The sequence below is a fragment of the Peribacillus loiseleuriae genome (genome assembly GCF_001183985.1).
GTDB classification, from domain to species: domain Bacteria; phylum Bacillota; class Bacilli; order Bacillales; family DSM-1321; genus Peribacillus; species Peribacillus loiseleuriae.
In genome coordinates, this window is the sequence record NZ_LFZW01000001.1 from 4,495,417 (window position 1) to 4,519,372 (window position 23,956).

Below are 23,956 nucleotides of genomic sequence, written 5' to 3' on the forward strand. Positions count from 1 at the left end.
TAAAGTGAGCAAAATATATGCAGGTAGCCAGAAAAAATATAGAAATTATTAGAAAGTTTTCATCTTCCACTTGGCATTAATCTCGTTCTGCCATTACAATGCCTTACCAACACACCCCAATGAAGTGATATTCGCTACAGAGTATGGCATTAGGGTAGCTAGAAGCCGCAGCTAAATCAGCCGAGAGCAAATCGAAAAAAGAGATTCTGATGAAGTATATACATGATTTATCGAGCTTCACGTATCATCAGGCAATGTCTTGTATTTTCCCGGTCGTCATCTTTGGAACACTTGCGCTCTCAACCATGCTTCCTACAGTATGCTTGCCACGTTATGATTTTATCCTGCTCGTATGTATTGGAACGCAAATCGTACTTTTAAAATTAATTTTTTTATTGTAAGCATTTTAAAAAATCTTTAAACAAATATTCAATTGAGTATTCGACCCAAAAAATGGGTAAATTATACGCAGAGAAATTACTAGTTAATTTGACAATCAAACCGAATGTAACTATAATGGTTACATAGGTGGTGAATACGATGATTAACAGTCGCTTTGCTGTTGCCATTCATATTCTTTCCCTTATTGCATCTGGTCCGCGTGAAAAAGTTACTTCGGAATATATCGCCGGCAGTGTGAACACCAATCCAGTGGTCATTCGTAGAATTACAGGAATGCTAAAAAAAGCAGGGCTTCTTCAATCACAAGTTGGAACGCCAGGGGCTGTCTTGACCCGAGATCCAGTAGAGATTTCGCTTTTAGACATTTATCTCGCCGTTCAAGAAAAAGAAGATTTATTTTCGATGCATGAAAATCCAAATCCACAATGCCCTGTCGGTAAAAACATCCAATCTGCTTTGGAAGATACGTTTCATACAGCACAGACTGCAATGGAAAAAGAACTGGCAAGCAAATCGTTACAAGATATCAGAACGAGGATGGCCCTTTGATTTAGAGTCAACCTCTTTTTCACCACCAAGTTGTAACAAAACTAGTTACAAATAGACAATTACTAGGAGGAATCATAATTATGAAAATAGGAATAATTGGAGCAACGGGAAAAGCAGGAAGCCGTATCGCAAAGGAAGCTTTAGAGCGGAATCATGAAGTAACAGCCATCGTTCGCGACGCTGCAAAACTTCAAGTAGAGGGAGTAGCTATTTTAGAAAAAAATGTTTTCGATTTAACAACTGATGATGTGAAAGGTTTTGACGTTGTAGTCAATGCTTTTGGTGCACCATTTGGAGAAGAGCATTTACATGTTGATGCCGGAAACGTTCTAATTGAAGTTTTAAAAGGAGCACCAAATACAAAATTGTTCGTAGTCGGTGGAGCAGGTAGCCTGTTTGTTGATCCAGATAAAAAAGTTCGTGTCATTGATACGCCTGACTTCCCAGATATGTTTAAGCCTACTGCTTCGAATCAAGGGAAGAATCTCGAAATCCTGCAAGGTACGGATTCTATTACTTGGACATTCCTCAGTCCTTCCGCATTATTTGCAGTTGGTAAAAGAACAGGAACATATCAAGCCGGCAAAGATCACCTTCTCGTAAACTCAAAAGGAAATAGCTATGTAAGCTACGAAGACTACGCTGTAGCTGTGCTTGATGAACTTGAAAATCCTAAACATGTAAACGAACGCTTCACTGTCGTTTCTGAAGAAGCATAAGTAAAAAAGGATGTCCTATAAAAAAGAGTCAGATCTCTTAACTACTGAGGTCAGGCCCTTTTTAGGAGATCCTTTGATTATTTATCCCTCTTTAATGCATCGAGTTTTTCTTTAAATGTTGATTCCTACGCGTTACTTCTTCTTCTAATTCCTTCGTTTTTAGCGCTTCTTTTTGTGACTTTTTGATAATCCACCTCATCGTAAAAGCACAAGCAATCATGAATATGGTGAACGAAATGACAGCAGGAAAGTATTCTGACTTGTCTTCTGGAAAATAGAGAAATAAGCCTAGTACTGTAGATAAAAGAACGTTCATCGGTTACATCCTTTCTAAAATACCAATTCTTGTATCTTAATTATAACAACTACCTTTCCATTTCGCGACTTAAATTGAATCGATTTGTAAGAAGGCTTCAGTTAGAACTTTAAATCGCATATTATGCGTCAAATCGAGAAATTACGTGTCGGATTTGTAAAATATACGTCAATCCAATATGTAACAAAAATCTCCGCACTATTTTAACAAATGATAAAGCAAGCGGTCTTTATCTTCAAAAAACTGCTTCATGATCACATAATGATCGGTGTCTTCAAGCTTTGTTTCTCTCAGTCCTTCTTCTGTCATTTCGATAATCTTTGCTTGGGGGTAGGCCATGATGATGGGTGAATGGGTGGCAATAATAAACTGTGAATCCAATTGAACGAGCTCCTGCATTCTTGATAGTAGAGATAGCTGCCGGAGCGGAGATAAGGCAGCTTCAGGCTCATCTAGTATATAGATTCCTTGTCCGCTAAATCGATTCGTAAATGCAGCGAAAAATGATTCCCCATGGGATTGTTCATGAAGTGACTTCCCGCCAAAAGAGTCGATAATTCTCGATCCGAAGCCACCTATATCCAATTCTTCAATCGTAGATGCGACATTATAGAACGTTTCAGCACGAAGAAAAAATCCGTCTTTCGGCTTTCTCGTCCCTTTCACCAGCCTTACATATTCGTACAATTTAGAATGAGACTCTTTCGTAGAAAAATTGAAATTATTCGTGCCACCTTCTGCATTAAAACCAAAAGCAACAGCAATCGCCTCCAATAAAGTTGACTTCCCCATTCCATTTTCCCCGACGAAAAATGTGACATTCGGATGAAGCTCAACATCAGTTAACGGACGAACAGCTGGTAAACAGAACGGATAAATATCAAATGAAGGAACGGCATCTCTTTTCAACTCAACTCTTCGAATATAACTTTCTAGAGGAAACATGACTATGCTCCTTTTCTATTTTTAAAAAAATTTATTTGAGGTTTTTTCATGAGGCTCTAAAAGGTGGTTATCAAAAAAGAAACGAGAGACAAATGCCTCCCGCTTCCATAAGATTTACACTAATTTAATCGATTGAATGACGATGTCTTCAGCTGGCTTGTCACCGTATGTCGTTTTTGCATTAGCAATGGCATCGACTACATCCATGCCTTCAACAACTTGTCCAAAAACAGAATGCTTTTGGTCAAGCCATGGAGTACCACCAGTCGCCATGTATGCTTCGATGATTTCTTCCGGGTAGCCCGCTTGTTTCATTTGCTCGCCCATTCTGCTGTCAACATGTTGTGCTTGAACGATGAAGAATTGACTTCCGTTTGTTCCTGGTCCAGCATTTGCCATTGATAGTGCACCGCGAAGATTGAATAGTTGCATAGAAAATTCATCTTCAAATGGCGCACCCCAGATGCTTTCTCCACCCATACCAGTTCCTTGTGGGTCTCCGCCTTGGATCATGAAATCTTTAATGACACGGTGGAAAGCAATTCCGTCATAATAACCGTTCTCAGCATGTGTTAAGAAGTTCTCAACTGTTTTTGGTGCTAATTCAGGGAAAAATTTAATTTTAATATTTCCTTGGTTTGTTTCCATAATGACTGCTTTTTCATTTTCTAATACTTCTGATGTTAATTGTGGATAGTTCGTCATCTAAAATCCCTTCTTTCCTATAAAAAATCCGCCCATAATCATGAATCTACTATTATGTGCCTTCAATTGTACACTTTACACGAATCCATTAGTAAAGTGCAAGCGACTTGCCGCTATCGACGTATTCCAACTCAATTTGTCGTTTTTTATACTATTTGAAAGGATTCAATCTTCCGCTTGTCCAACTATTTGATTATCATAATCGTTACATACCTAAATTCGTAAATAAGAACTTCCTTCCTCGTTATTTGAAAGCCTTCTCTGAATTTTGTATGATAAAGAGAGAATGAGTAGGGAAAGGGGAATTGAAATGAGCGAAGAGCAATTTGCAGTTGGGGACAAAGTGTCTGCGATTTATCGCACAGGGAAATATATTGGAGAAATTACTGAAGAGAGGCCAAATGCGTATCTTGTCCGTGTTCTTGCTTGCGCCAAGCACCCTATGCAAGGTGATTTACATCATCCAAAACAAGTGGATGTCGCCTTGTTTCATCAGCGCCGAGCACTCGCTTTCCGTGAACAGATGAATGTGCCTAAGAATATGGTCAGAGCGTACACGAGTGAAATTCCCGATTATAAAGAATCGCTACAACAATCAGTTGAATCGATGAAACAGAAGCTGTCTGAGACCCAAGGAGATTGGAATCAAAGAAGTCTGCAAAATATTGAGGAACTGGAGAAAGACTATTTTAAATAAATTCCTAAAAGCCAAATCAATTCTCATGATTTGGCTTTTATAATACAAGTTTATTTAAAACTTTAGACCAATCAATCCGATCCCCAATCGTTGTAGGCTGGTGATTCTTCATATAGCTTTTATCTTTTTCTACTAATTTAAAAATATTATACGTTGTCATCGCATCATCAAGTGCACGGTGGTGCCTTCCTGTTCCTTCTTTTCCATATGCCTGTACCGCTTTCCACAAACCCGTTTGATTTTGATCACCAAAAAAGCGTTTGTACTCCATTGATAAGTCAATTTGTTCCCCGGTAAAAGGAAACTCCACTCCCGCTCTTTGACAATTGTTACGTAACACCTTCATATCCATATTTCCCCATGTGACAATTTTTGTTGGACATTTCTGATCATAGCTTTTTAATAACGCAACAAGATCAACAAAACTAATACCTTGATTCACCTGGACTTGCGAAATATGAAGAAATCTTTTACAGCGTTCTGTTAACTGCGAAAACTTATCCGGAACAACAAACGAAGAAAATTGATCACCCAATCCATCATCTATTACGGAAACAAAGCCAACCTCAATAATTTCCGGATAAAAACCAGCAGGCTTCCCCTTCCCCTCTGGCATAGTAAACTCAAAATCAATGAATAAGTATTGTTGCATGTTCTGTTCCATGTTTTCCATCCCCCTTTTCTAAAAACTTATTGTAATATTATAACGGAATATTATAAAAAATTAAGATTTTTTCTTTCAATTAATAATGTTCTACACCTCTATGAACAATTCCTCTTCCTATTTTGTTAGATCATACTTCACTGCTTGTTCATCCATCCTCCACCCATTTTTTCTTGTTTCTCTCACAAAGATCGTGATGGCGATATTACACTCTGTTAAACCGAGATAAAGTAGCAATATATTCTATACGAAAATATATTAGTTAGAGAACCGTTCTATGCCCAAGTTTCTAGCTACATCTTAACGATTGTACTACTTCCCACTTTCCCCCTGTTTGTGGTCCTTTCTTATTTGATCGAAAGGCAAAGCATTTACTGCCATCCGAAACTGTCATTGGGATGGTCCGTGATGTAATAATGCAGAATTGCTCTTTAGGCAAGACTTCAAAATCAGTTGAAGAATACTAAAAGCAGATAGTGCTACAGTTGTTATACAGCATCATACGCATCAGCTTGTCTCGTTGATTGGGGGAAAGAAAGAATTAAAAAAAAAATTCTTTCTTTCCCCCAATCAACACTAGCGTCAGCCAAGGTTGACCATAAAGCCAATACTCGTCTATTCGCCTGAACTTGTGGAGACAGCTGATGCGTTAAAAAGCTAGAAGGAGCGCAGTTTGCGCTCCTTCTTTTAGTTAAAATCATATAAAGTTTTAGCTTTTCTGGTTAAGTGAAATAACTGCCAGTGTGCAGCGGGAAACAGAAATAAGCTGTTCTTCTTCATCACGAATTTTAATGTCCCAAACCATGGTTGTTTTTCCTCTATGAAGAATATTCGCTTCAGCCGTTACCATGCCTGAGCGTTTTCCTTTAATATGATTGGCATTGATCTCAAGTCCCACAACGGCTTCTTTTGATTTGTCTACAAGCTCATAGCCACCAATACTAGCAGCAGTTTCAGCAAGTGCCACGGAAGCGCCTCCATGAAGCAATCCAACTGGCTGCCACGTCCTTTCATCAACCGGCATCGTCGCAATGACTCTTCCTTTACTAAGCTCTGTTATTTCAATACCCAATGATTTCAACAATGACTTCTCAATATTGAATTCCATATAGCCTTTAGCCCCCTTGTAAAATAATATGTAAACTCTAGTTCTTCACCAAAACATGTACTTGACGGAACTGTTCTATGTTTTGCTCATTGTAACAACCTTAATAAATTCCTTTATTTATAACAAGTTGGATTTCATGGGCAAAGTTGTTTTTAGGTCAAGAACAGACTTGGGTGTTGAGCCACTATTCTATCTCATCTTATTTTACACGTTTTAACAGTTTTAGGGCATTTGGAATGATCTTTTACTCCCATTCACTACTTTCCAGTGTGAGTGGTGTTTCGGCTCGCGACTTGCTTATAAAGTGAAACTTCAATCAGTGGGGGTTTTACTGCCCGTTCATGTGGGATAAAATTTTTTAGGTAATAGATGATTCTATTTTGACGCATATTTTCTTTTCGCTTCCGGCACACTAGCATCTTCAGCCATCAAAAATCGCCTAAAAAAAAACTGGCCTAAACAGGTACAAGATCTGTTCAGGTCAGGTTCTTTATTCAGAGATAATCTCTTTTAGCTCAAACCAGCTCGCAAGCCTTGGAATCTTCAATTCCTGATTATAGCTGTTGTCAATCGCATATACTTTTGTCGGTACATCCAATAATGTTTCCAGTACAGCTGGCTTATCGTCAAAATAATAATCCAATTGTAGATCCTCTATAATTCGGATTTTTTCTCTGTCCTTCATCCCACAAAAGAAGTGGCCTTCTTGAACTGGAAATTGATTTTGAATAAGCCAGTCTTTGGTCCGTTCGCAATGCTCAGCATTCCGTGCCGTAATATAGAATACCTCATGGCCATCCTTGACAAGCTGCTGCAACGTTTCAACTGCTCCATCAAAAGCTGGACAGGATGTGTAATAGATTTCTTCTGCTAAGCTACGCCACATCGCTCCACCTTCTTCTGCTGACAGTCCAAACGGTTCATGAATTTCCATCGTCTTCAAAGCTTTAAATACAGCTAATTCTACATTTTTGTTCAATTTTTGGTTATATAAATGAAAGGCATGCTCCCGTAAATTGATCAATGTATCATCGATATCGAAACCAAATCTCAATTTTTTTCCCCCTAATATAATCCTCTATCTACGAATCGATAGGTCTATCATGCCTCTGGTTCCAACTCATTCCCTTTCACCGTTTACATGTAGGATAAGCCGTGATGCATAAATCATCGCCGATTTTATCAATTTGGTGGAAAGATAGGTCTATCGCTTCATCCATCGTTTCAGCATCTAGGCCCGAAAAAGGGGTAAGTGAATGTTTGCCGGCTAGAACCTTTGGTGCTACATATACGATATATTTATCAATCAAACCAGCTCGTAAAAAAGAAGCATTGATCTCTCCGCCGCCCTCAACTAGGACATCGGTAACACCTCTACGATAAAGTTCATTTAATAGGAACTCTAGGTTTAATCCCGTCTCGGTTAATGGGACATCGATGAGCTCAACTCCCTTACCGATTAATGCCGCTCTTTTTTCGGCATCTGTTCCTTCAGCAGTGACAATCCACGTCTTTGCCTCTTTGCAATCCGTCACTTTTGCTTCTAACGGAGTACGCAATTGGCTATCCAAAATGATTCGGATTGGACTTTTTCCTCCTTCAGGCAGGCGGGTTGTAAGCGAGGGATCATCTGCTATAACGGTCCCAATTCCGACCAAAATCGAATCGACTTCATTACGTAATTGATGGACGGAAAAGCGTGCCTCTTCTCCAGTTATCCATTGCGAATGGCCAGCGTGAGTCGCAAGCTTACCATCTAGCGTCATAGCTACTTTAGAGATGACGAAAGGTCGTTTTGTTTTCATATTGTGGATAAACCGTTCATTGAGCAGCAAGGCCTCTTTCTCAAGAACTCCTACTTCAACTTCTATTCCTGCTTCTCTCAGTAATCCAATCCCTCTTCCTGCTACAGATGGATTCGGATCTTGAGTAGCTACGACCACGCGACTTACTTCAGACTCTTTCACTAAATTGGCACAAGGCGGTGTTTTTCCGAAGTGTGAACAAGGCTCAAGTGTTACATAAAGAGTTGCTCCACGTGCATAATCTCCGGCCATTTTAAAAGCATGTACTTCAGCATGGGGTTCGCCTGCTTTTCGATGAATTCCAGTGCCGACGATCACTCCATCTTTTACAATAACCGCTCCGACAACGGGGTTCGGATTCGTCTTTCCTTTGGCTGTGGATGCTAAATCAAGCGCCAACTGCATATACTCTTGATCTGTTTTCACTTTATCATCGCTCCTATATAGCAAAAGTATTCTCTTGTGGAATATGTCCTGATTTCTTTATTTTTGTATCTAAATAAAAGCTATTTGTATCTGTCAGCCCGCCCCATAAGGAGATATGTTCATCAGCAGCCAAGCCGCGCTCTCGTAACGCTTCTAGCTTCTTCGGGTTATTAGTAATGAGGACGACTGGTTTATCTCGCAGTGCTTCTAGTACTCGTATGGCTCCTTCGTATGAACGCGTATCATCTTCAAATCCTAACGCATGATTCGCTTCTACTGTATCTAATCCTTCTTGCTGCAAGATGTAGGCAAGTGATTTCGAGAACAGACCGATGCCTCGCCCTTCATGATCAGCTAAATAAAAGAGAGCCCCGCTTCCATGCTCTGTTATCATTTTCATCGATTGATGAAGCTGATAACCACAATCGCATCGTTGGCTTCCAAAAATATCGCCAGTATGACAGATGCTATGCATTCGAACTAACGCCTGTTCAGACTGCTTAAAATCACCATAAACAAGCACAGAAGATTGTTGAGCAAAAGCTAAATTAGCCGTTGCTAACGATTCAAGTACATCTTCTTTTGTTTGTATCTTATCATCAAGCTCAAGCCATGTGTACCACTGGAATATAGCTGAAAAATCACCCTGTTCAACAGGAAGTTTAATCGGTCCTACAAGACATATTTCTCCCTTACCTGGATTTTTGATCATTTGCATTTTATCTATTAATAATTCTTTAATTTGTGGAGTTATAATCAAATCGATCACCTGACCTATTAGGATTTTTAAATTCCTTACTTTTTGTAACTAGGTATTAATAATATCATAAACCTATCACATTTAAAATACAAATAATGATGCTCTGATTTTAAATTTTTTCCTTTTTGTTCAAATTATTTTTTTAAAAAAATTTTGTTTGAAGCATCATACCATTTAAATTTTCTTCATATGTTGGGAAAAGAACGCCTTGAAAGGAGTGGTTTTTTTGACAGAAAATCATGATGGGTTTCCCCATGCCTATCCACATTCCCAACATCATGATGTATTCCGCCCGTTTCCTTCTGTTAATCCGGACTTGCTCATTCAATCGGCAAAAAATTCACAGTCCTTACTACTTGATGCACAGAAAGTTGTAAATACTTTTGCCATGTCTCGTCCATTTTCCGAGCGACTTATGGCGGCAGCGCAGCAATCAAAAACGGCTATTGTAACAGATATGATTCGAAAAACTGGCGTAAAAACAGTACCTGATACGACTTTTAACCCTGATGGAATTCGTTTCGATTTTCACCCAAAAGTCCAAGAAAACTGCTGTCATATTATTGTTAGCTTGAAATGGTTGAATTTTTAATAGAAAAGTTGAAGCACATTATAAATGAAAGACTGATTCATCAAAGTTCAATTGAATCAGTCTTTTTTCATGCGGAGTATGTAAGTATATCAGCCATTTTCCATTTCTATCAGCCAAAACAGGGTTTTATCAACCGCTTGGCTATTTTCTATGCTGTTGCTAGCATAGAATAAAAAAAACCGGAAGCAAAGGCCTCCGGTTTTCTTCAATCTTCTTCACCAAAACGTTCTACTAGTGTGGCCAATGTTCTTGTCATAACACCGGTTGCCCCTGCAGTGCCTAGATCCGACGCAGAATTGGTTACAGATGTTCCAGCAATATCTAGGTGTACCCAAGGCTTGTTTTCAGTAAACTCTCCGATGAACGCTCCACCCATAATCGCATGTCCTGCAGCACCTGGCGAGTTGTTCAGATCAGCAATCTTGCTGTTTCGTACGCGCTCTTTGTCTTTTTCGGTAATTGGAAGGCGCCACATCGGTTCTCCCGTTTCATAAGAGGCTAATAGGACTTCCTCAAAGAATGCCTCATGATTCGTCATGGCCCCAGTCATATCCATTCCGAGCGCTGTGATCACACCGCCTGTTAATGTAGCAATATCAACAAGGTAATCTGCGCCTTGATGCAAGGCATATGTTAGTGCATCTGCTAATACAAGTCTTCCTTCTGCGTCTGTATTCAGAACTTCGATCGTTTTTCCACTCATGGACGTAATCACATCATCCGGTTTAAAGGCATTTCCACTCACCATATTATCAGTGGAAGGAATGACTGCCACTACATTTTGCCCCGGCTTCAATTCACCAATGATCTCCATTGCCCCAAGAACAGCTGCTGCACCGCCCATATCCGTTTTCATGCCGACAATACCGGCTTTTGTTTTCAGGGAATAACCACCTGTATCAAAGGTAATTCCTTTCCCTACTAGACCGATTACGTCTTTCCACTCTTCTTTGCCTTGATATTTTAGAACAATCATTTTGGGCGGTTCAACAGATCCCTGGTTCACGGCAAGAAGAGCACCCATTCCAAGCTTTAGCATTTCTTCTTTTTCAAGAATTTCCACTTCAAAATCATACTGTTTCCCAAGGTCACGAGCATAATCTGCAAGATCGGTCGACGTTAATAGATTTCCTGGCGTATTCACAAGTGTACGTGCTGAATTCGTTGCACTTCCATATACTTTCCCAACTTTTAATGAAGAAAGGATCTCATCCCCGTCCTCTTCACTATAAACGGTAAAGGACTTAATTTGTATTTCCACGGCGTTTGATTTTTGTTTATACCCTACAAATTGATAAGTCGCAAGCTCGAATGCCTCACTTAATGCATGAGCTGTATCTAAGATATCGACTTTCTCTGTGACAAACGTATCTAACGCAACAGCTGCTGTTGTCATTTTTGCATCCTTCAACGTTTTAAATGCTTTTCCAAAAGCCTCGCGTAATGCTTCAAAGGTCAATTCCTTTTCTTTTCCTAGTCCAACGAAAATTAAGCGTTTAACACCGACCTTACCTAATGTATGTATTCTTGAGACAGATTTCTTCTTTGCAGAAATCTCTCCATCCTTTACCAATTCCGTTAACTGACCATCTAACAGTTGATCTGCTGTAAGTCCTATTCCTTCTAATTTAACCGGCTTCTCAAACACACCAATTAATAAACACTCTTCGTGCTGATCGAAATTCAATTCATTTTTCACTGTAAACATGATGACCACTCCTTCTGTATTCTTAATTATAGCGAATTTTTCAGTCTGTTTCGAATAATTCCTCCCTGTTCCTAGCACAGGCTTGAAGTTTATGTGATTAGCTTTTAGTATATAAGGATAAAGATAAGAAAAGTATAGAATCATCTCACTACACATGATACATCATCTATTTTTTTCGGGTGAAACTCAAATACAGTGCAGGTATAGAACCATTTTAGGGGAATATAGAAATAAGGATACATCTTAACTACCATATTAAAATTGAATACACATTTTGTTTGAAGGACATGGGGACGGGGCTTCGTGGCTTACTCATATAACCAATCTACTCAGCAGGTATACTGATTTTATCGAGAAAGCATCCAAAATCCGGCTTTGCACCACCACCATTGTGATTAAGTGAGTGTAGCGTGCTATAGAATGAAGCCTTCATGGTAAATGGTGGCGTTTTAACGCCATATTCGTTTTGTATGAAAAAGTACTCTTTGAAAAGAAAGTAGGCGGCATCCATGGATCTATTCTTTAATTTCCCTCTTGTTGCATCTCTTATTGCGATCTTCTTTGCTCAATTTATTAAAGTACCCATTCATTATATTGCACTGCGCAAGCTTGACTGGTCCCTGCTTACATCAACTGGCGGAATGCCCAGTTCACACTCCGCTGCCGTAACAGCACTTGCAACAGGTGTTGGCATTCAGTCAGGCATTGCATCTCCTATTTTTGCTGTCGCAACCGTATTTGCTATCATCACGATGTTTGATGCAACGGGCGTTAGAAGACAAGCTGGTGAACAAGCCGCTGTTCTCAATAAACTTGTTGCTGATTTCAATGTTTTCGTAGAAGAAGCAAAAAACTGGCAAAAGAAAGAAGAGCAGCAAAAACAACATAAACTGAAGGAACTACTTGGACATAAGCCCATTGAAGTTTTCTTCGGTGGATTGACTGGCATCTTCATCGCCGTACTTCTACATTTTTTCGTATTTAAATAAGAAACACATCTACATAATCTATTTTGAAGATAGATTTATATAAAATAGGGAAATTAAATTAATATACCCTATGCAAGTCCGACTAGCGTAAGCCAATCAATCTCGGTGGAAAGTAGGTGGGCCCCCATCAAATTGATTGGTTTATGACTAGAGGATTTGGCTGCTTGAGCTGGATGTAGACAGGCATAACAAAATGAACTACATTCTTAAAAAACAAAAAAACCCAGCTTATTTTTAACGAACTGGGACTTTTAATGTTTTATTTAATTTGATATATCTTTCTTAAATTGCTGACGAAACACTTGGATTGTTTTATCTTCATTAAGTAAAGTTAGAGTATCCTCAGTAAGTACGCCCCCTCCTTCTTTTACGATGTAAACATCCAAGGTCTTTTTGCCCCAATTTTCATAAACTTCCTGAACGGTATCATAATACAAATCTAGTTTGTTTCCTTTTATGGCACTTCCCGTATCTGCAACAACCCCATAACCGTATCCTGGGATCCATAAAACCGTTCCGATTGGGAACACGTTCGGGTCTGCAGCAATCGTTGAATATACATCACGCTTTACTTTAACACCTGAATAAGTGATGCCATATAGAGGGTGTCCCGGTTTTTTCCCTGTCGATTCGTAGCCCGCTGTATAACCAGTAGCAATCATTGTTTTGACAGGGTATTGACTAAAGTTTATTGTATCATCTAAAGTTTGCGGAGCTCCTGTTTCCTCCGTAGCTTGAATCGCTTCACTTGAAGAAACTAGCGTCTTATTACGGAATACGTTCAATGATTTGAACGGGAAAGCAAGCTGCCGTTTTCCATCTTCCCATTTTGCACTCAAACCACCTTTATAATCAACTAGCGCTTTATTTAAGATTTTTGCTTCTACACCCGTAACATGATAAAACGTAGAATGAAGTGCAGCTACAAACAAGAAGACAACTACTACTCTTTTCAATATCCCTTTTATACTATTCATATAATCCTCTCTCCTCCTACACCATATATTTCTTTCCCGAACGGAAATGAAATATTCATGTAAGAAGAAAAAGCTTGATCAGCTATCACCTTAACTAGGCATCAGACATTGCAAAAACAGGATGCCCCAAAGGACAGCCTGTTTGTTTAAAACATTTGATAGCCTTTCTTTCTCAAGACCTTAATGATAATCCCAGCCAAGATCGCTCCTACTAGTCCACTTAATAATATCGTTATATCAGCTGCATAAAGAGCAGCCAATTTTCCGCCTAAGCCGCTGAAAGCAACACCTGGGTGTCTGAAATATTCAATCAGCTTCAATTCATTTACAATATAAATGGCTATAATCGGAAATATTACGACCATTATCCAAGAAGAGCGGAATAACATATTTAATAAAAAACCGATTCCAAAAAACAATAAAAAGAAAAGTACAACAGAAATAATTAATGTAGGAAGTGCCATATTCTTTCATATCCTCCTCAAAAAGCCTCACTATAAGTGTACTTAATGAGTCTGGACACGTCAATGAAATACACTACAAAATACATGAATTGTGCAAACACTCTGATTAGCTCATTAGACACTCAAAATCCTATCTATTCTATACAAATACCTATTATTATAAAAATAACTTATATGACGTGTATTCAAATTGATTGCCTGGATTCACTCCATCAAGCATTTGCTGCATACTATCTTTTTTATAGGAAAGAAGGTGATCCAATAATACAGAATGGTTACCTTCTTGCATTAAGCGTTGCGGATCTTCAAATTTAGCCTCGTATAACTCCTCCTCTTGAGCCGTAACATCAAAGCTCAGAGGCGTTAGCCGAAAGATTAACATATTATCGCTGATCTCGTTCCGAATAACTCCACTTCTCACACCCATTAACCCATCTACTGATGTATGAATGCCTGTTTCTTCAAGAACTTCTCTAACAACGGCTTCATCAACCGTTTCATCAAATTTTACAAACCCAGCCGGAAGTGACCACTTTCCTTTTAAACCGCCGTATTTCTTTTTCACAACTAACCATCTTCCATCTTCCATCTTCCAAAATCACAAACCCAGATACAGCGAGCCATACATTACGGCAACGTTCTTTCATCTCTCACTCACTCCTTGAACAGGTTATCCTATCCTTATTGTAATGCTCATCACACAATGTGAAAAGGAATACAAAAACATTGTGAGACAGTTATGAAAGATTCTCTTAATCAAGAGAAATGTGTAAAGTTTTACATCCACTCTACCTTTTTCAGGAAAAACATTCCTAAAAAAGACATTTCACTTGTACTTTTCATGCAATTTTATGTTTTTCTAGATAATTTCCCGAACATTCCATCTATATTATGTAATTATCATGCTGTCCTTTCCTCATTTTATGTTAAAATACTATCATAAAGTGAAACTTCCATCATGGGGATTCCACCACTGATGGTTAGTTGAACCAATCGGGGATTTACAGGCTGTTTACCCCCCACCCATATTTATCTTGATTCTTGCATGAAAATTGAGGTGGGGTATTACAGCCGGTTAAACCGGGATAAAATTGATACTCTAATTCGGAGGGATTCATTTTGGAAGAAAATCAAAAGGTTTATGATATTACAATAATTGGGGGCGGTCCTGTCGGTTTATTCACAGCATTCTATGGTGGAATGCGACAAGCCTCTGTAAAAATAATTGAAAGTTTACCACAACTAGGCGGACAGTTATCAGCTCTATATCCAGAGAAATACATTTATGATATAGCCGGTTTTCCAAAAGTACGTGCTCAAGAGTTAGTTGATAACTTAAAAGAGCAAATGGCAAGATTCAATCAAACGATTGCGCTTGAACAAGCTGTGCAAACGGTGGAAAAGCAAGAAGATGGTGTCTTCAAGCTAACAACTGAAAATGACGTCCACTATACGAAATCCATTATTATTACAGCTGGAAATGGTGCGTTCCAACCGCGTCGAATCGAAATCGAAGATGCCATTCAATACGAAAAAAGCAATCTTCATTACTATATCGATGATTTAAACCATTTTACAGGCAAGAAGGTTGTCATTTTTGGTGGCGGCGATTCAGCAGTTGACTGGGCACTCATGCTTGAACCAATTGCTGAAAAAGTAACACTTGTTCACCGTCGCGATAAATTCCGCGCACATGAACACAGTGTAGAAAACTTAAGGAATTCGAAAGTCGAAATCAAAACGCCATACTTACCAGCTGAGTTCATTGGTAACGGCAGCGAAATTACTCAAGTTGTTCTACAAGACGCGAAGGGTGAAGATCGTGAAACACTTGATGTGGACGCAGTCATAGTCAATTACGGCTTCGTATCCTCCCTTGGTCCTATTAAAGACTGGGGCCTTGACATCCAGAAAAATAACATCGTTGTAAATTCCAAAATGGAAACGAACATTCCTGGAATTTATGCTGCAGGTGACATTTGCACATACGACGGAAAAGTCAAACTAATTGCAAGCGGATTTGGCGAAGCACCAACTGCCGTTAACAACGCGAAGCAATATATGGATCCTAAAGCAAAAGTTCAACCGATGCATAGTACTTCTATGTTTGAATAATTCCACCACCAATGAGACAGGATACTTGCCTGTCTCATTTTTATAAAAAAAAGGGCTCCTAACCATTCAATCAGTCAGAAGCCTTATCTATATATTATTGTTAACAGTTTTCAGGTGTACCAGCATTTTTCGCCGTTTTAAATGAAGACCCACAGCCACATGATGCGATTGCATTAGGATTTTCAATCGTAAAGCCGCCGCCCATTAGGGACTGTTTATAATCAATGACTGTACCGTTTAGAATCGGGCTGTCTTGTTTGTCGACAAGGATTTTTATTCCGAACTGTTCAAGCTCTTCATCTGCTTCGCCAGCATCTGGCTCAAAACCCATTCCATAGGAAAGTCCCGTACAGCCGCCGCCTTTTACAGCAACTCGTAAAAACGAACCTTCTTCACCGTTATGTTTCATCATTTCCTTTATTTGAAAAGAAGCTGCTTCTGTAATTATAACAACTTGACTCATGTTAAACCCTCCTTTTTCCATTTCACATGAGAAATACTCTATAACTAGTATATACTATCAAAACCTTTATTCTCAACTCTCCAACATTGACATAGGAAATTAGTACAGCATATTTTCTGCTTCTCCTCTATAATAGGAATATAAGACCACGTATATATAACTATTTTTTTGATAAAGAGGTGAGCATTGTGGAGACGATACAACCGTTATATGATAAACAATTGAAATGCCTAGTGTGTGAATATTCCTTTACATCTAAGAAAGTCCGCTCCCGATTCGTAAAAGTAATCGCATACGATACTGACTTTTGCCCTACATACAATGATGAAGAAGGCAATGCTCTTTATTATAATATTCACGTCTGTCCATGTTGCGGCTTTTCCAGCTCAGATGATTTCTCAAAATATTTCCCTCCGCTTACTAAGGAAGAAATCCAAACAAAGATATCCGCTCACTGGGTTCCCCATCACTTCGGAGACAAACGAACGATTCAAGATGCAATCAGTACATATAAACTAGCTGGCTATTCTGCTATTCTCAAAAAGGAAAAGCACATCACAACAGCTGGAATCTTCTTGCGTCTTGCATGGCTATTCCGTGGCAAGGAAGATCATGAGCAAGAAATCCGATTCTTAAAAATCGCGCGACAGAAATATATGGAATCCTATTCAACGGATGACTTTAAAGGTACGCAAGTTTCCGAAATTCGGATTCTGTATTTAATCGGGGAGCTGTCCCGACGAATATCTGATGTTCAAACAGCGGTTAAATATTTTTCCATCGTCATAGAGCAGCAAAGCAAGGCTGTCGAAACAACTATTATAGAAATGGCCCGAGAACGCTGGCAGGAAATTCGGGAACAACGAGATAATAATCAAGACCATGAACTCATTAACTCGTAAATAAATCATTAAGTTTACCAAGTTCCGTCCCCTTTCTTTCCTTCATACAAAAACGAGGGTGTCCATAACAAAAGGGTCAGACCCCACATCTCCTATATCTCGTTTATATGACATGTACATGACACAATGAACGAGATATAGAGTGTGAGGTCAGACCCTTTGGGACATCCTCTACCTACTCAATTGACCTATATATTAAAACAACGGATTCTCTTCAATATGTTGATAGATACTTTTGACAAGCTCTTCATTCGTTTCTCCTGTGACAACTTCTCCATCTACAAGGGCAAACATGGAACGCGCGCATTTTCCACAGAAATTAAGGCAACCGTACTCAATAACATCTAAATCCGGATCCCTCTCTAATTGCTCCATTGCTTGCTGCGAACCGCTTGCCAAGTTGCTGACACAAAATTCAATTAGCGGCTTCATTCCCTCACCTCACTGTTACTAACAGATTATCCTACTCCATATTTTAAAATTAGTCAAATAAAATACAACGGTAAATCTCCTTTAATTCAGACGATGCTGTTGTGGTTTTACACCAACTTCGATATACTTTTTAGTGATATGTAAACTATGCGACAGCATATATACAGAAAACAATTCGAGATATGTACGGAACGGTTGCAAAGTGGAGGAGGAGATGTTCGAAAAGGATCGAACCCTTTTTGGGCATCCTCGAGAGTTACAGAATTATTATGCAAAACAAACAAAGGGGATATTCACAATGAAGAATTTAGTTATACTTGGCGGTGGGTATGGGGGACTTAGAATGCTACATAGGTTGCTGCCTAATCAACTTCCAGAAGATAGGTCCATTACACTTATTGATCGTAATCCATATCATTGCTTGAAAACTGAATACTATGGACTTGCTGCAGGAACAATTCCAGATCACCATATTCGAGTAGCTTTCCCAGAACACCCTCAGCTTCATTCTGTCTATGGAGAAATTCTTTCTGTAGATTTAGAAAATAAACAAGTCATTCTTAAAGACCAAGAACCTGTTTCTTATGATGATTTAGTCATCGGTCTAGGTTGTGAAGATAAGTTTCATAACATTCCAGGTGCGGATATATATACACATAGCATTCAGACGATAGATAAAACACGCCAAACATATCAAGCCTTGAATAACTTAGGGAATGGCGCGACCGTTTCCATCGTTGGCGGCGGGCTTAGTGGAGTGGAATTGGCAAGTGAGCTAATTGAAAGCCGTCCTGATTTACATATTCGGTTATTCGACCGCGGACCGCATATTCTGTCAGCCTTTCCTGAACGATTAAGCACGTACGTTGAAAGCTGGTTTAAGAAACATACAATCGATATCGTTCATCATTCAAATATCACAAAAGTTGAACCGAATACTCTTTATAATGGCGACGAGCCTGTTCATAGTGATGTCATCGTCTGGACAGCTGGTATTCAGCCGAGTAAAATTGTCCGAGACCTCGATGTTAAAAAGGACAAACAAGGACGGGTTATCCTTACACCACAGCATTTCCTTCCAAATGACGACAGCGTTTTTGTAGTGGGGGACTGCGCGAGCTTACCGCAAGCCCCAAGTGCTCAATTAGCCGAAGGACAAGCAGAACAAATCGTTACCGTTTTAGTGAAAAAATGGGCAAACGAGCCGCTACCTGAAAGCTTTCCTGTCATTAAACTAAAAGGAACACTCGGCTCACTTGGTAGTAAACATGGCTTCGGTCTTGTTGGTGAACGCCAAATCACGGGAAGAATGGCGCGTTTATTAAAATCAGGAATTTTGTGGTTATATAAGTATCATAATGGTTGACTTCTCCCACGCCTCAAGACCGGTTAACGCTCTTGGTGGGTTTTCTCGTTTGGAAAAGTTATAATCAGTTGATGAAGAGGGTGTCCCATAACAACAGGATCAGAAACCCCGCAACCCAAAAATACAATTCATATTAAGCGTAGGTGCTATTATGAACGATGTATAGAGTGCGTGGTCAGATTCTTTTGGTACGCCCTCTATTTTTTTCATGCTTCTAGCGCTTGATACCCATACCTCTCCATTTCCTTCACGATTGCCTTAAGACGAGGATTGCCTTCACCGACAATTTCATCACCAATGAGTACAAGTGGATAAAATAAGTCTTCTTCTATAATCCTTTCGGTCATCTCCTGGCGTTTAGGATTTTCTTGCTGTTGGTAGATGTCAATGTAAGTAATGGAGAATGGCTGCCCTGGAAATTTCCGGGATAGCGCTGCTTCCAGCCATTCATAGGTGTCCTTTGACGATGGCAGGTTCACACAGCTTGTACAGATTCGTTCAGCTCCATACACTTGTATTTCAATCAGCTTGTTTTCCATATCGATCTCCCTTCACATGTATTCTTATTTTCATTTTACCTGAATTTTTAAAAAAGTATAATGGAAAGGTTATAGAATTCCTATAAAGTCGTGTTCAAAAAGAAGGGTAAAAAGAGCCGAGAAGTTCTAGGGGTTAGCCTCTAATATTCCCATATTCTGTAACGTATGAGGATTAGGCTTCCACAAGCCGTGCCAAAGTTTAACAGAAGGTCATTAATGTGCTTCGATGCAATTCGCAAGCTTTTTTACCGGACTTTTTGAATTGCCACTATAATCTTTCCGATGGATTTTTTCATAGCATACTATTATAATAAGTAGTATGAAAGGAGTCGATTGTAATGTCTGAACAAACGATGGAAGTTCAAGTACAGGAAGTACTTGATAAGCTTCGTCCGTTTCTTCTTCGTGACGGCGGTGACTGTGAACTTGTAGATATAGAGGATGGAATTGTTAAATTACGTCTGCTTGGTGCATGCGGAAGCTGTCCGAGTTCTACAATTACCCTTAAAGCCGGTATAGAGCGTGCTCTTCTTGAGGAAGTTCCAGGAGTAGTTGAAGTAGAACAAGTATTCTAATAGTAGGAATAAAATAAAAGCTGACACCTCTGCATTGCGCATAAATGGTAGTCAGCTTTTTTATTGGATGGCTACTATTCAGCCAATCCACTTAGCAGGTATACTTATTTTGTCGAGAAAGCATTCCTAAATTCCAGCTCCACACCGCCACCATTATGATTAGGCGAGTGTAGTGTGATAAATGGTACATCCTTCATAATAACTGGTGGTGTTTTAACACCATTCAGATTTTGTATGTTCATCCTCTAAAAACAATGGTTTACTTCCTTCGTTATCAACGTCCAAAACTTTAACATCGAAATCAGGAAATTCATTTTGAAGCGTTTCCTGCACGCTACAAGCTGCACTCTCTGGAACTAGACATAGCACAGTCGGACCAGCGCCGCTTAGTGCCGTACCAAAAGCACCGTTTGCTTTTGCCAGCTCTTCGACTCGCGGTAAATGCGGCACTAAATGAGCTCGATAGGTTTGATGAAAACGATCTCGTTTCATCATCTCCCCAGCCAATGGCCAATTACCAGATAATACAGCTCCTAAAAATACATTGGCGGCTGCACTTCCGTGGATTGCATCTTTAAACGCCAATTTCTCAGGAAGGGCATTTCTTGAATCCTCTGTCCTTAACTCATAATCTGGAATAACAGCGATGACCTTGATTCCTTCAATTGGAAACGAAAGCACATCTGTAACTTCAGCGGAATGCCAGCCGACAACAAGCCCCCCCATTACTGAAGCAGCTGCATTGTCGGGATGACCTTCGAAAATGGAAGCGTGTCTTGATTTTTCTTGCGTTGAAAGGTTCAAATCTGCTGCAATATTAGCCAGTTCTATTCCAGCAACGATAGCCGATGCGCTACTTCCAAGTCCCCTTGCAAGCGGGATTTCACTTGAAATTTCCAATCTGCATGGTCGAAGTTTTTTTCCATAATATTCAGCGACTTCTTTAGCAACCATAACAATATAATTCGAATCGTCACTTGGAAAACTGCTTAGTTCTTCTGACAATGGAATAACTTCCCACCGATCAGAATATCGGCCTTGTATATCTAAATATAAACCGAGCGCCATCCCAATTGAATCAAATCCAGGTCCCAGATTTGCTGTACTTGCTGGGACCCGGATGTAAAACATTTCACTTTCTACGCTCATGATTGAACCAAGCCTTGCTGCAAATGCTCTAAGATCACTTTCTCATCCATTGGAAGCAATTGTGGTTTGATCTCACTATAATCGACGGCAACATTTGGATCTTTTAATCCATTTCCAGTTAAGACGGCGACAATTTTGCTGCCCTTTTTAATTTCACCACTTTGTAATTGTTTGATGATTCCTGCAATGGATGCACATGATGCCGGTTCAGCAAATATACCTTCTGAACGCGCAAGTAAGCGATATGCATCAAGAATTTCTTCATCGGACACTTCATCAATTTTTCCATTCGACTCATTCGCAGCCTCAACAGCGAATTTCCAGCTTGCAGGATTGCCGATACGAATCGCTGTCGCAATCGTTTCCGGCTCTTTAAAGACACGGTCATGAACGATAGCAGCTGATCCTTCCGCCTCAAATCCTCGCATTTCCGGTAGACCTGTCTGCTTTTGTTCGTTATATTCTTTAAATCCTTTCCAGTAAGCCGTAATATTCCCAGCATTTCCAACAGGAAGAGCTAAGATGTCTGGAGCTGAACCAAGCGCATCGCAAATTTCAAATGCTGCTGTTTTTTGTCCTTCAATTCTATATGGATTCACGGAGTTAACAAGTGTAATCGGCGCTTTTTCACTAATGCTTTTAACAATCTCCAAAGCGTCATCGAAGTTCCCTTCAATGGAGACGATTTCCGCACCATACATGACGGCTTGTGCAAGTTTGCCCATCGCAATTTTTCCTTCTGGAATGACAACGATACATCTCAAATTCGCACGTGCTGCATAGGCAGCAGCAGCAGCGGAAGTATTTCCCGTTGATGCACAGATAATGGCGTTACTGCCTGCTTCAACCGCTTTCGCAACAGCCATCACCATGCCGCGGTCCTTAAATGAGCCAGTTGGATTCAAGCCTTCGTATTTTACATATAGCTCAATCCCCCACTCCTTAGAAAGGTTTTCACATTTAATGAGAGGCGTATTTCCTTCATGTAGGGATAAATCAGGTGTCTTCTCGTTCACAGGTAACATTTCTCGATATTCGCTTAATAGGCCTCTCCAGCTCATTTGCCATTCTCTCCTTCAACACGATACGTGCTTTTGATTTCTTTAACCATTTCATAATCATTTAGTTTTTGTTGGATTTTTTCAAATTCAGTTAATGTTGCGTGATGTGTAACAAGGACAATTTCAGATGAACCTTTTTCATTTAACGGAAGCTGCAGGATTTTATCAAAACTTACTCCGTGCTCCGCAAACAGCATCGTGATCTTTGCTAGCACGCCCACTTCATCCTTCACATGTAATCTAATGAAGAATTTCGCATGAATTTCAGATGGCTGTTTCATCGTCTTCGGATATTGTGGTGCAACTGCACTTCGGCCATTCACACCAAGTCGCATATTTTTTAACACAGCCACCAAATCAGAAACGACGGAAGTAGCCGTTGGAAGGCTTCCAGCACCTGGACCATAGAACATCGTTTCGCCAACAGCTTCGCCATACACATAAACTGCATTATACTCATTATGCACAGATGCTAGTGGATGATGCTCAGGCAGTAGTGCTGGCTGTACGCTTACTTCAACCTTCTCGCCATCTCTTGAAGACAAGCCAATTAGCTTCATTGTATAACCAAGCTTCTTACTGTATGCTAAATCTTCTTCAGAAATTTCGGTAATCCCTTGCACGGTTACATCATCAAGATCAATCGTCATCGAAAATCCGAGCGTGGAAAGAATCGCCATTTTCCGTGCAGCATCCAGTCCGCTCACATCTGCTGTAGGGTCCGCTTCAGCAAACCCCAAACTTTGAGCTTCCTTTAATACATCTTCATAAGCGCTTCCGTCTTGACTCATTTTCGTTAAGATGAAATTCGTTGTACCGTTCACAATTCCCATCATTTTCGTAATTCTGTCAGAGGCAAGTCCGTCTGCAAGTCCGCGAAGAATCGGAATTCCCCCGGCAACACTTGCTTCATAAAATAAATCACATTCATTTGCCGTTGCTTCTTTTAGTAACTGCGAACCGTATAAAGCCATTAAATCTTTATTGGCTGTAATAATATGTTTTTTGTTTCTTATTGCATGAAGGAGATGATCTTTCGTTTCTTCAATTCCTCCCATAACCTCAATGATGACATCGATTTCGGGATCGTCTAAAATATCATCTACATTGGATGTTAGTAGACTCTTATCTATAGCAACCTGACGTTCTTTCGCAGGATCATTCACAAGGATCTTCTTAATCGTAACTGGGCATCCAATTTGGTGCATCAGCTTATCTTGGTGTTGTTCGATAATCTTTACAACCCCAGATCCGACCGTACCGAGGCCTAATAATCCAATTGACATTGCTTTCATACGGCTCCACCTCTTATGTTTTTATCAAAAATACATTTGTGTTTGTATAGTAGACATTATACGTGTTATTTTTTATATTTACAATAGTTAGATAATACTTTTTTCTATTATTCTGCAAACTTTTTTTAAGTTAAAAAAATACACGAAATAAAAGTATCCCGTAACAATTAGGCTGACCCGCAACAACTATATACAGCATACATACTGCTTTATAGACTGTATATAGAGTGCGA

General features: G+C 39.6%; 27 protein-coding genes and 1 pseudogene. 10 read left to right on the forward strand and 18 right to left on the reverse strand.

The features are described from left to right. The first annotated feature begins 209 nt into the window (after window positions 1-209). The 3 genes from AC625_RS26995 to AC625_RS20845 all read left to right on the forward strand — a co-directional run bounded on the left by AC625_RS26995 (window position 210) and on the right by AC625_RS20845 (window position 1,670). Window positions 210-401 carry a DUF817 family protein gene (locus AC625_RS26995; protein WP_156187601.1) on the forward strand — a complete coding sequence of 64 codons (192 nt, stop codon included), beginning with the start codon at window positions 210-212 and terminating at the stop codon, window positions 399-401. Between the two features lie 139 nt (window positions 402-540). Then, entirely contained in the window at window positions 541-951 is a 411-nt protein-coding gene (locus tag AC625_RS20840) for an Rrf2 family transcriptional regulator (RefSeq protein WP_049683020.1), read from the forward strand. An 80-nt stretch (window positions 952-1,031) separates the two neighbouring features. Then, window positions 1,032-1,670 (forward strand): NAD(P)-dependent oxidoreductase, encoded by a 639-nt coding sequence (locus AC625_RS20845; RefSeq protein ID WP_049683021.1) that lies wholly within the window; start codon window positions 1,032-1,034, stop codon window positions 1,668-1,670. Window positions 1,671-1,761: 91 nt separating this feature from the next. Here the strand turns inward: AC625_RS20845 and AC625_RS20850 are convergent, their stop codons facing one another. From AC625_RS20850 to AC625_RS20860, 3 genes are all read right to left on the reverse strand, one after another. Then, a complete protein-coding gene (locus AC625_RS20850; protein WP_049683022.1) occupies window positions 1,762-1,986 on the reverse strand; it encodes a hypothetical protein in 225 nt (74 codons plus the stop codon). 198 nt (window positions 1,987-2,184) lie between these two features. Further along, window positions 2,185-2,931 carry an AAA family ATPase gene (locus tag AC625_RS20855; RefSeq protein ID WP_049683023.1) on the reverse strand — a complete coding sequence of 249 codons (747 nt, stop codon included), beginning with the start codon at window positions 2,929-2,931 and terminating at the stop codon, window positions 2,185-2,187. Between the two features lie 114 nt (window positions 2,932-3,045). Further along, window positions 3,046-3,636 carry a peptidylprolyl isomerase gene (locus AC625_RS20860; RefSeq protein WP_049683024.1) on the reverse strand — a complete coding sequence of 197 codons (591 nt, stop codon included), beginning with the start codon at window positions 3,634-3,636 and terminating at the stop codon, window positions 3,046-3,048. 310 nt (window positions 3,637-3,946) lie between these two features. On the opposite strand from AC625_RS20860, the gene kapB reads away from it, so the two are divergent. Then, window positions 3,947-4,333 carry a kinase-associated lipoprotein KapB gene (gene kapB / locus AC625_RS20865; protein ID WP_049683025.1) on the forward strand — a complete coding sequence of 129 codons (387 nt, stop codon included), beginning with the start codon at window positions 3,947-3,949 and terminating at the stop codon, window positions 4,331-4,333. 37 nt (window positions 4,334-4,370) lie between these two features. Here kapB and kapD read toward each other — a convergent pair whose 3' ends face one another. From kapD to AC625_RS20890, 5 genes are all read right to left on the reverse strand, one after another. Further along, entirely contained in the window at window positions 4,371-4,997 is a 627-nt protein-coding gene (gene kapD, locus AC625_RS20870) for a 3'-5' exonuclease KapD (RefSeq protein WP_049683026.1), read from the reverse strand. 709 nt (window positions 4,998-5,706) lie between these two features. Continuing rightward, window positions 5,707-6,105, reverse strand: coding sequence for a hotdog fold thioesterase (locus tag AC625_RS20875; RefSeq protein WP_049683027.1), 399 nt, complete (start codon window positions 6,103-6,105; stop codon window positions 5,707-5,709). 490 nt (window positions 6,106-6,595) lie between these two features. Further along, entirely contained in the window at window positions 6,596-7,159 is a 564-nt protein-coding gene (locus AC625_RS20880; RefSeq protein ID WP_049683028.1) for a 5' nucleotidase, NT5C type, read from the reverse strand. A gap of 76 nt (window positions 7,160-7,235) precedes the next feature. Further along, window positions 7,236-8,336 carry a bifunctional diaminohydroxyphosphoribosylaminopyrimidine deaminase/5-amino-6-(5-phosphoribosylamino)uracil reductase RibD gene (ribD, locus tag AC625_RS20885; RefSeq protein ID WP_049683852.1) on the reverse strand — a complete coding sequence of 367 codons (1,101 nt, stop codon included), beginning with the start codon at window positions 8,334-8,336 and terminating at the stop codon, window positions 7,236-7,238. A gap of 13 nt (window positions 8,337-8,349) precedes the next feature. Continuing rightward, a complete protein-coding gene (locus AC625_RS20890; protein WP_049683029.1) occupies window positions 8,350-9,096 on the reverse strand; it encodes a GTP cyclohydrolase II in 747 nt (248 codons plus the stop codon). A 226-nt stretch (window positions 9,097-9,322) separates the two neighbouring features. On the opposite strand from AC625_RS20890, the gene AC625_RS20895 reads away from it, so the two are divergent. Next, a complete protein-coding gene (locus tag AC625_RS20895; RefSeq protein ID WP_049683030.1) occupies window positions 9,323-9,688 on the forward strand; it encodes a YuzC family spore coat inner layer protein in 366 nt (121 codons plus the stop codon). 205 nt (window positions 9,689-9,893) lie between these two features. Here AC625_RS20895 and AC625_RS20900 read toward each other — a convergent pair whose 3' ends face one another. Continuing rightward, on the reverse strand, window positions 9,894-11,396 hold the full coding sequence (locus tag AC625_RS20900) for a leucyl aminopeptidase (protein ID WP_049683031.1): 1,503 nt from the start codon (window positions 11,394-11,396) through the stop codon (window positions 9,894-9,896). Between the two features lie 509 nt (window positions 11,397-11,905). Between AC625_RS20900 and AC625_RS20910 the strand changes: the two genes are divergently transcribed. Continuing rightward, entirely contained in the window at window positions 11,906-12,385 is a 480-nt protein-coding gene (locus AC625_RS20910) for a divergent PAP2 family protein (RefSeq protein ID WP_049683033.1), read from the forward strand. A gap of 263 nt (window positions 12,386-12,648) precedes the next feature. On the opposite strand, the gene AC625_RS20915 is transcribed toward AC625_RS20910, so the two are convergent. The 3 genes and pseudogenes from AC625_RS20915 to AC625_RS20925 all read right to left on the reverse strand — a co-directional run bounded on the left by AC625_RS20915 (window position 12,649) and on the right by AC625_RS20925 (window position 14,473). Then, window positions 12,649-13,362, reverse strand: coding sequence for a 3D domain-containing protein (locus tag AC625_RS20915; RefSeq protein WP_049683034.1), 714 nt, complete (start codon window positions 13,360-13,362; stop codon window positions 12,649-12,651). 146 nt (window positions 13,363-13,508) lie between these two features. Further along, a complete protein-coding gene (locus AC625_RS20920; protein WP_049683035.1) occupies window positions 13,509-13,826 on the reverse strand; it encodes a YuiB family protein in 318 nt (105 codons plus the stop codon). A 157-nt stretch (window positions 13,827-13,983) separates the two neighbouring features. Then, window positions 13,984-14,473, reverse strand: a pseudogene (locus AC625_RS20925) (NUDIX domain-containing protein). A 472-nt stretch (window positions 14,474-14,945) separates the two neighbouring features. On the opposite strand from AC625_RS20925, the gene AC625_RS20930 reads away from it, so the two are divergent. Then, window positions 14,946-15,941, forward strand: coding sequence for an NAD(P)/FAD-dependent oxidoreductase (locus AC625_RS20930; protein WP_049683036.1), 996 nt, complete (start codon window positions 14,946-14,948; stop codon window positions 15,939-15,941). Window positions 15,942-16,041: 100 nt separating this feature from the next. Here the strand turns inward: AC625_RS20930 and AC625_RS20935 are convergent, their stop codons facing one another. After that, window positions 16,042-16,404 carry a HesB/IscA family protein gene (locus AC625_RS20935; RefSeq protein WP_049683037.1) on the reverse strand — a complete coding sequence of 121 codons (363 nt, stop codon included), beginning with the start codon at window positions 16,402-16,404 and terminating at the stop codon, window positions 16,042-16,044. Window positions 16,405-16,592: 188 nt separating this feature from the next. Between AC625_RS20935 and AC625_RS20940 the strand changes: the two genes are divergently transcribed. Then, on the forward strand, window positions 16,593-17,306 hold the full coding sequence (locus tag AC625_RS20940; protein WP_049683038.1) for a DUF2225 domain-containing protein: 714 nt from the start codon (window positions 16,593-16,595) through the stop codon (window positions 17,304-17,306). A 195-nt stretch (window positions 17,307-17,501) separates the two neighbouring features. Here AC625_RS20940 and AC625_RS20945 read toward each other — a convergent pair whose 3' ends face one another. After that, window positions 17,502-17,738, reverse strand: a complete 237-nt coding sequence (locus tag AC625_RS20945; protein ID WP_049683039.1) for a YuzB family protein — start codon at window positions 17,736-17,738, stop codon at window positions 17,502-17,504. 298 nt (window positions 17,739-18,036) lie between these two features. Here AC625_RS20945 and AC625_RS20950 point away from each other — a divergent pair, with 298 nt between their 5' ends. Further along, window positions 18,037-19,104: an NAD(P)/FAD-dependent oxidoreductase gene (locus AC625_RS20950; protein ID WP_049683853.1), complete on the forward strand. Its 1,068-nt coding sequence runs from the start codon at window positions 18,037-18,039 to the stop codon at window positions 19,102-19,104. Between the two features lie 206 nt (window positions 19,105-19,310). Here AC625_RS20950 and AC625_RS20955 read toward each other — a convergent pair whose 3' ends face one another. Beyond that, complete coding sequence (locus AC625_RS20955) at window positions 19,311-19,643, reverse strand: YuzD family protein (RefSeq protein WP_049683040.1); 333 nt, start codon at window positions 19,641-19,643, stop codon at window positions 19,311-19,313. 338 nt (window positions 19,644-19,981) lie between these two features. Between AC625_RS20955 and AC625_RS20960 the strand changes: the two genes are divergently transcribed. After that, window positions 19,982-20,218 carry a NifU family protein gene (locus tag AC625_RS20960; protein WP_049683041.1) on the forward strand — a complete coding sequence of 79 codons (237 nt, stop codon included), beginning with the start codon at window positions 19,982-19,984 and terminating at the stop codon, window positions 20,216-20,218. Between the two features lie 213 nt (window positions 20,219-20,431). On the opposite strand, the gene thrB is transcribed toward AC625_RS20960, so the two are convergent. The 3 genes from thrB to AC625_RS20975 are packed head-to-tail and all read right to left on the reverse strand — an operon-like array spanning window position 20,432 to window position 23,723. Further along, window positions 20,432-21,367, reverse strand: a complete 936-nt coding sequence (thrB, locus tag AC625_RS20965; RefSeq protein ID WP_049683042.1) for a homoserine kinase — start codon at window positions 21,365-21,367, stop codon at window positions 20,432-20,434. Beyond that, window positions 21,364-22,428: a threonine synthase gene (gene thrC / locus AC625_RS20970; RefSeq protein ID WP_049683043.1), complete on the reverse strand. Its 1,065-nt coding sequence runs from the start codon at window positions 22,426-22,428 to the stop codon at window positions 21,364-21,366. Before thrC ends, thrB begins: the two co-directional genes overlap by 4 nt. Beyond that, the gene (locus tag AC625_RS20975) at window positions 22,425-23,723 is read right to left on the reverse strand and encodes a homoserine dehydrogenase (RefSeq protein ID WP_049683044.1); all 1,299 of its coding nucleotides are present in this window, start codon (window positions 23,721-23,723) and stop codon (window positions 22,425-22,427) included. Before AC625_RS20975 ends, thrC begins: the two co-directional genes overlap by 4 nt. Window positions 23,724-23,956 lie beyond the last annotated feature (233 nt).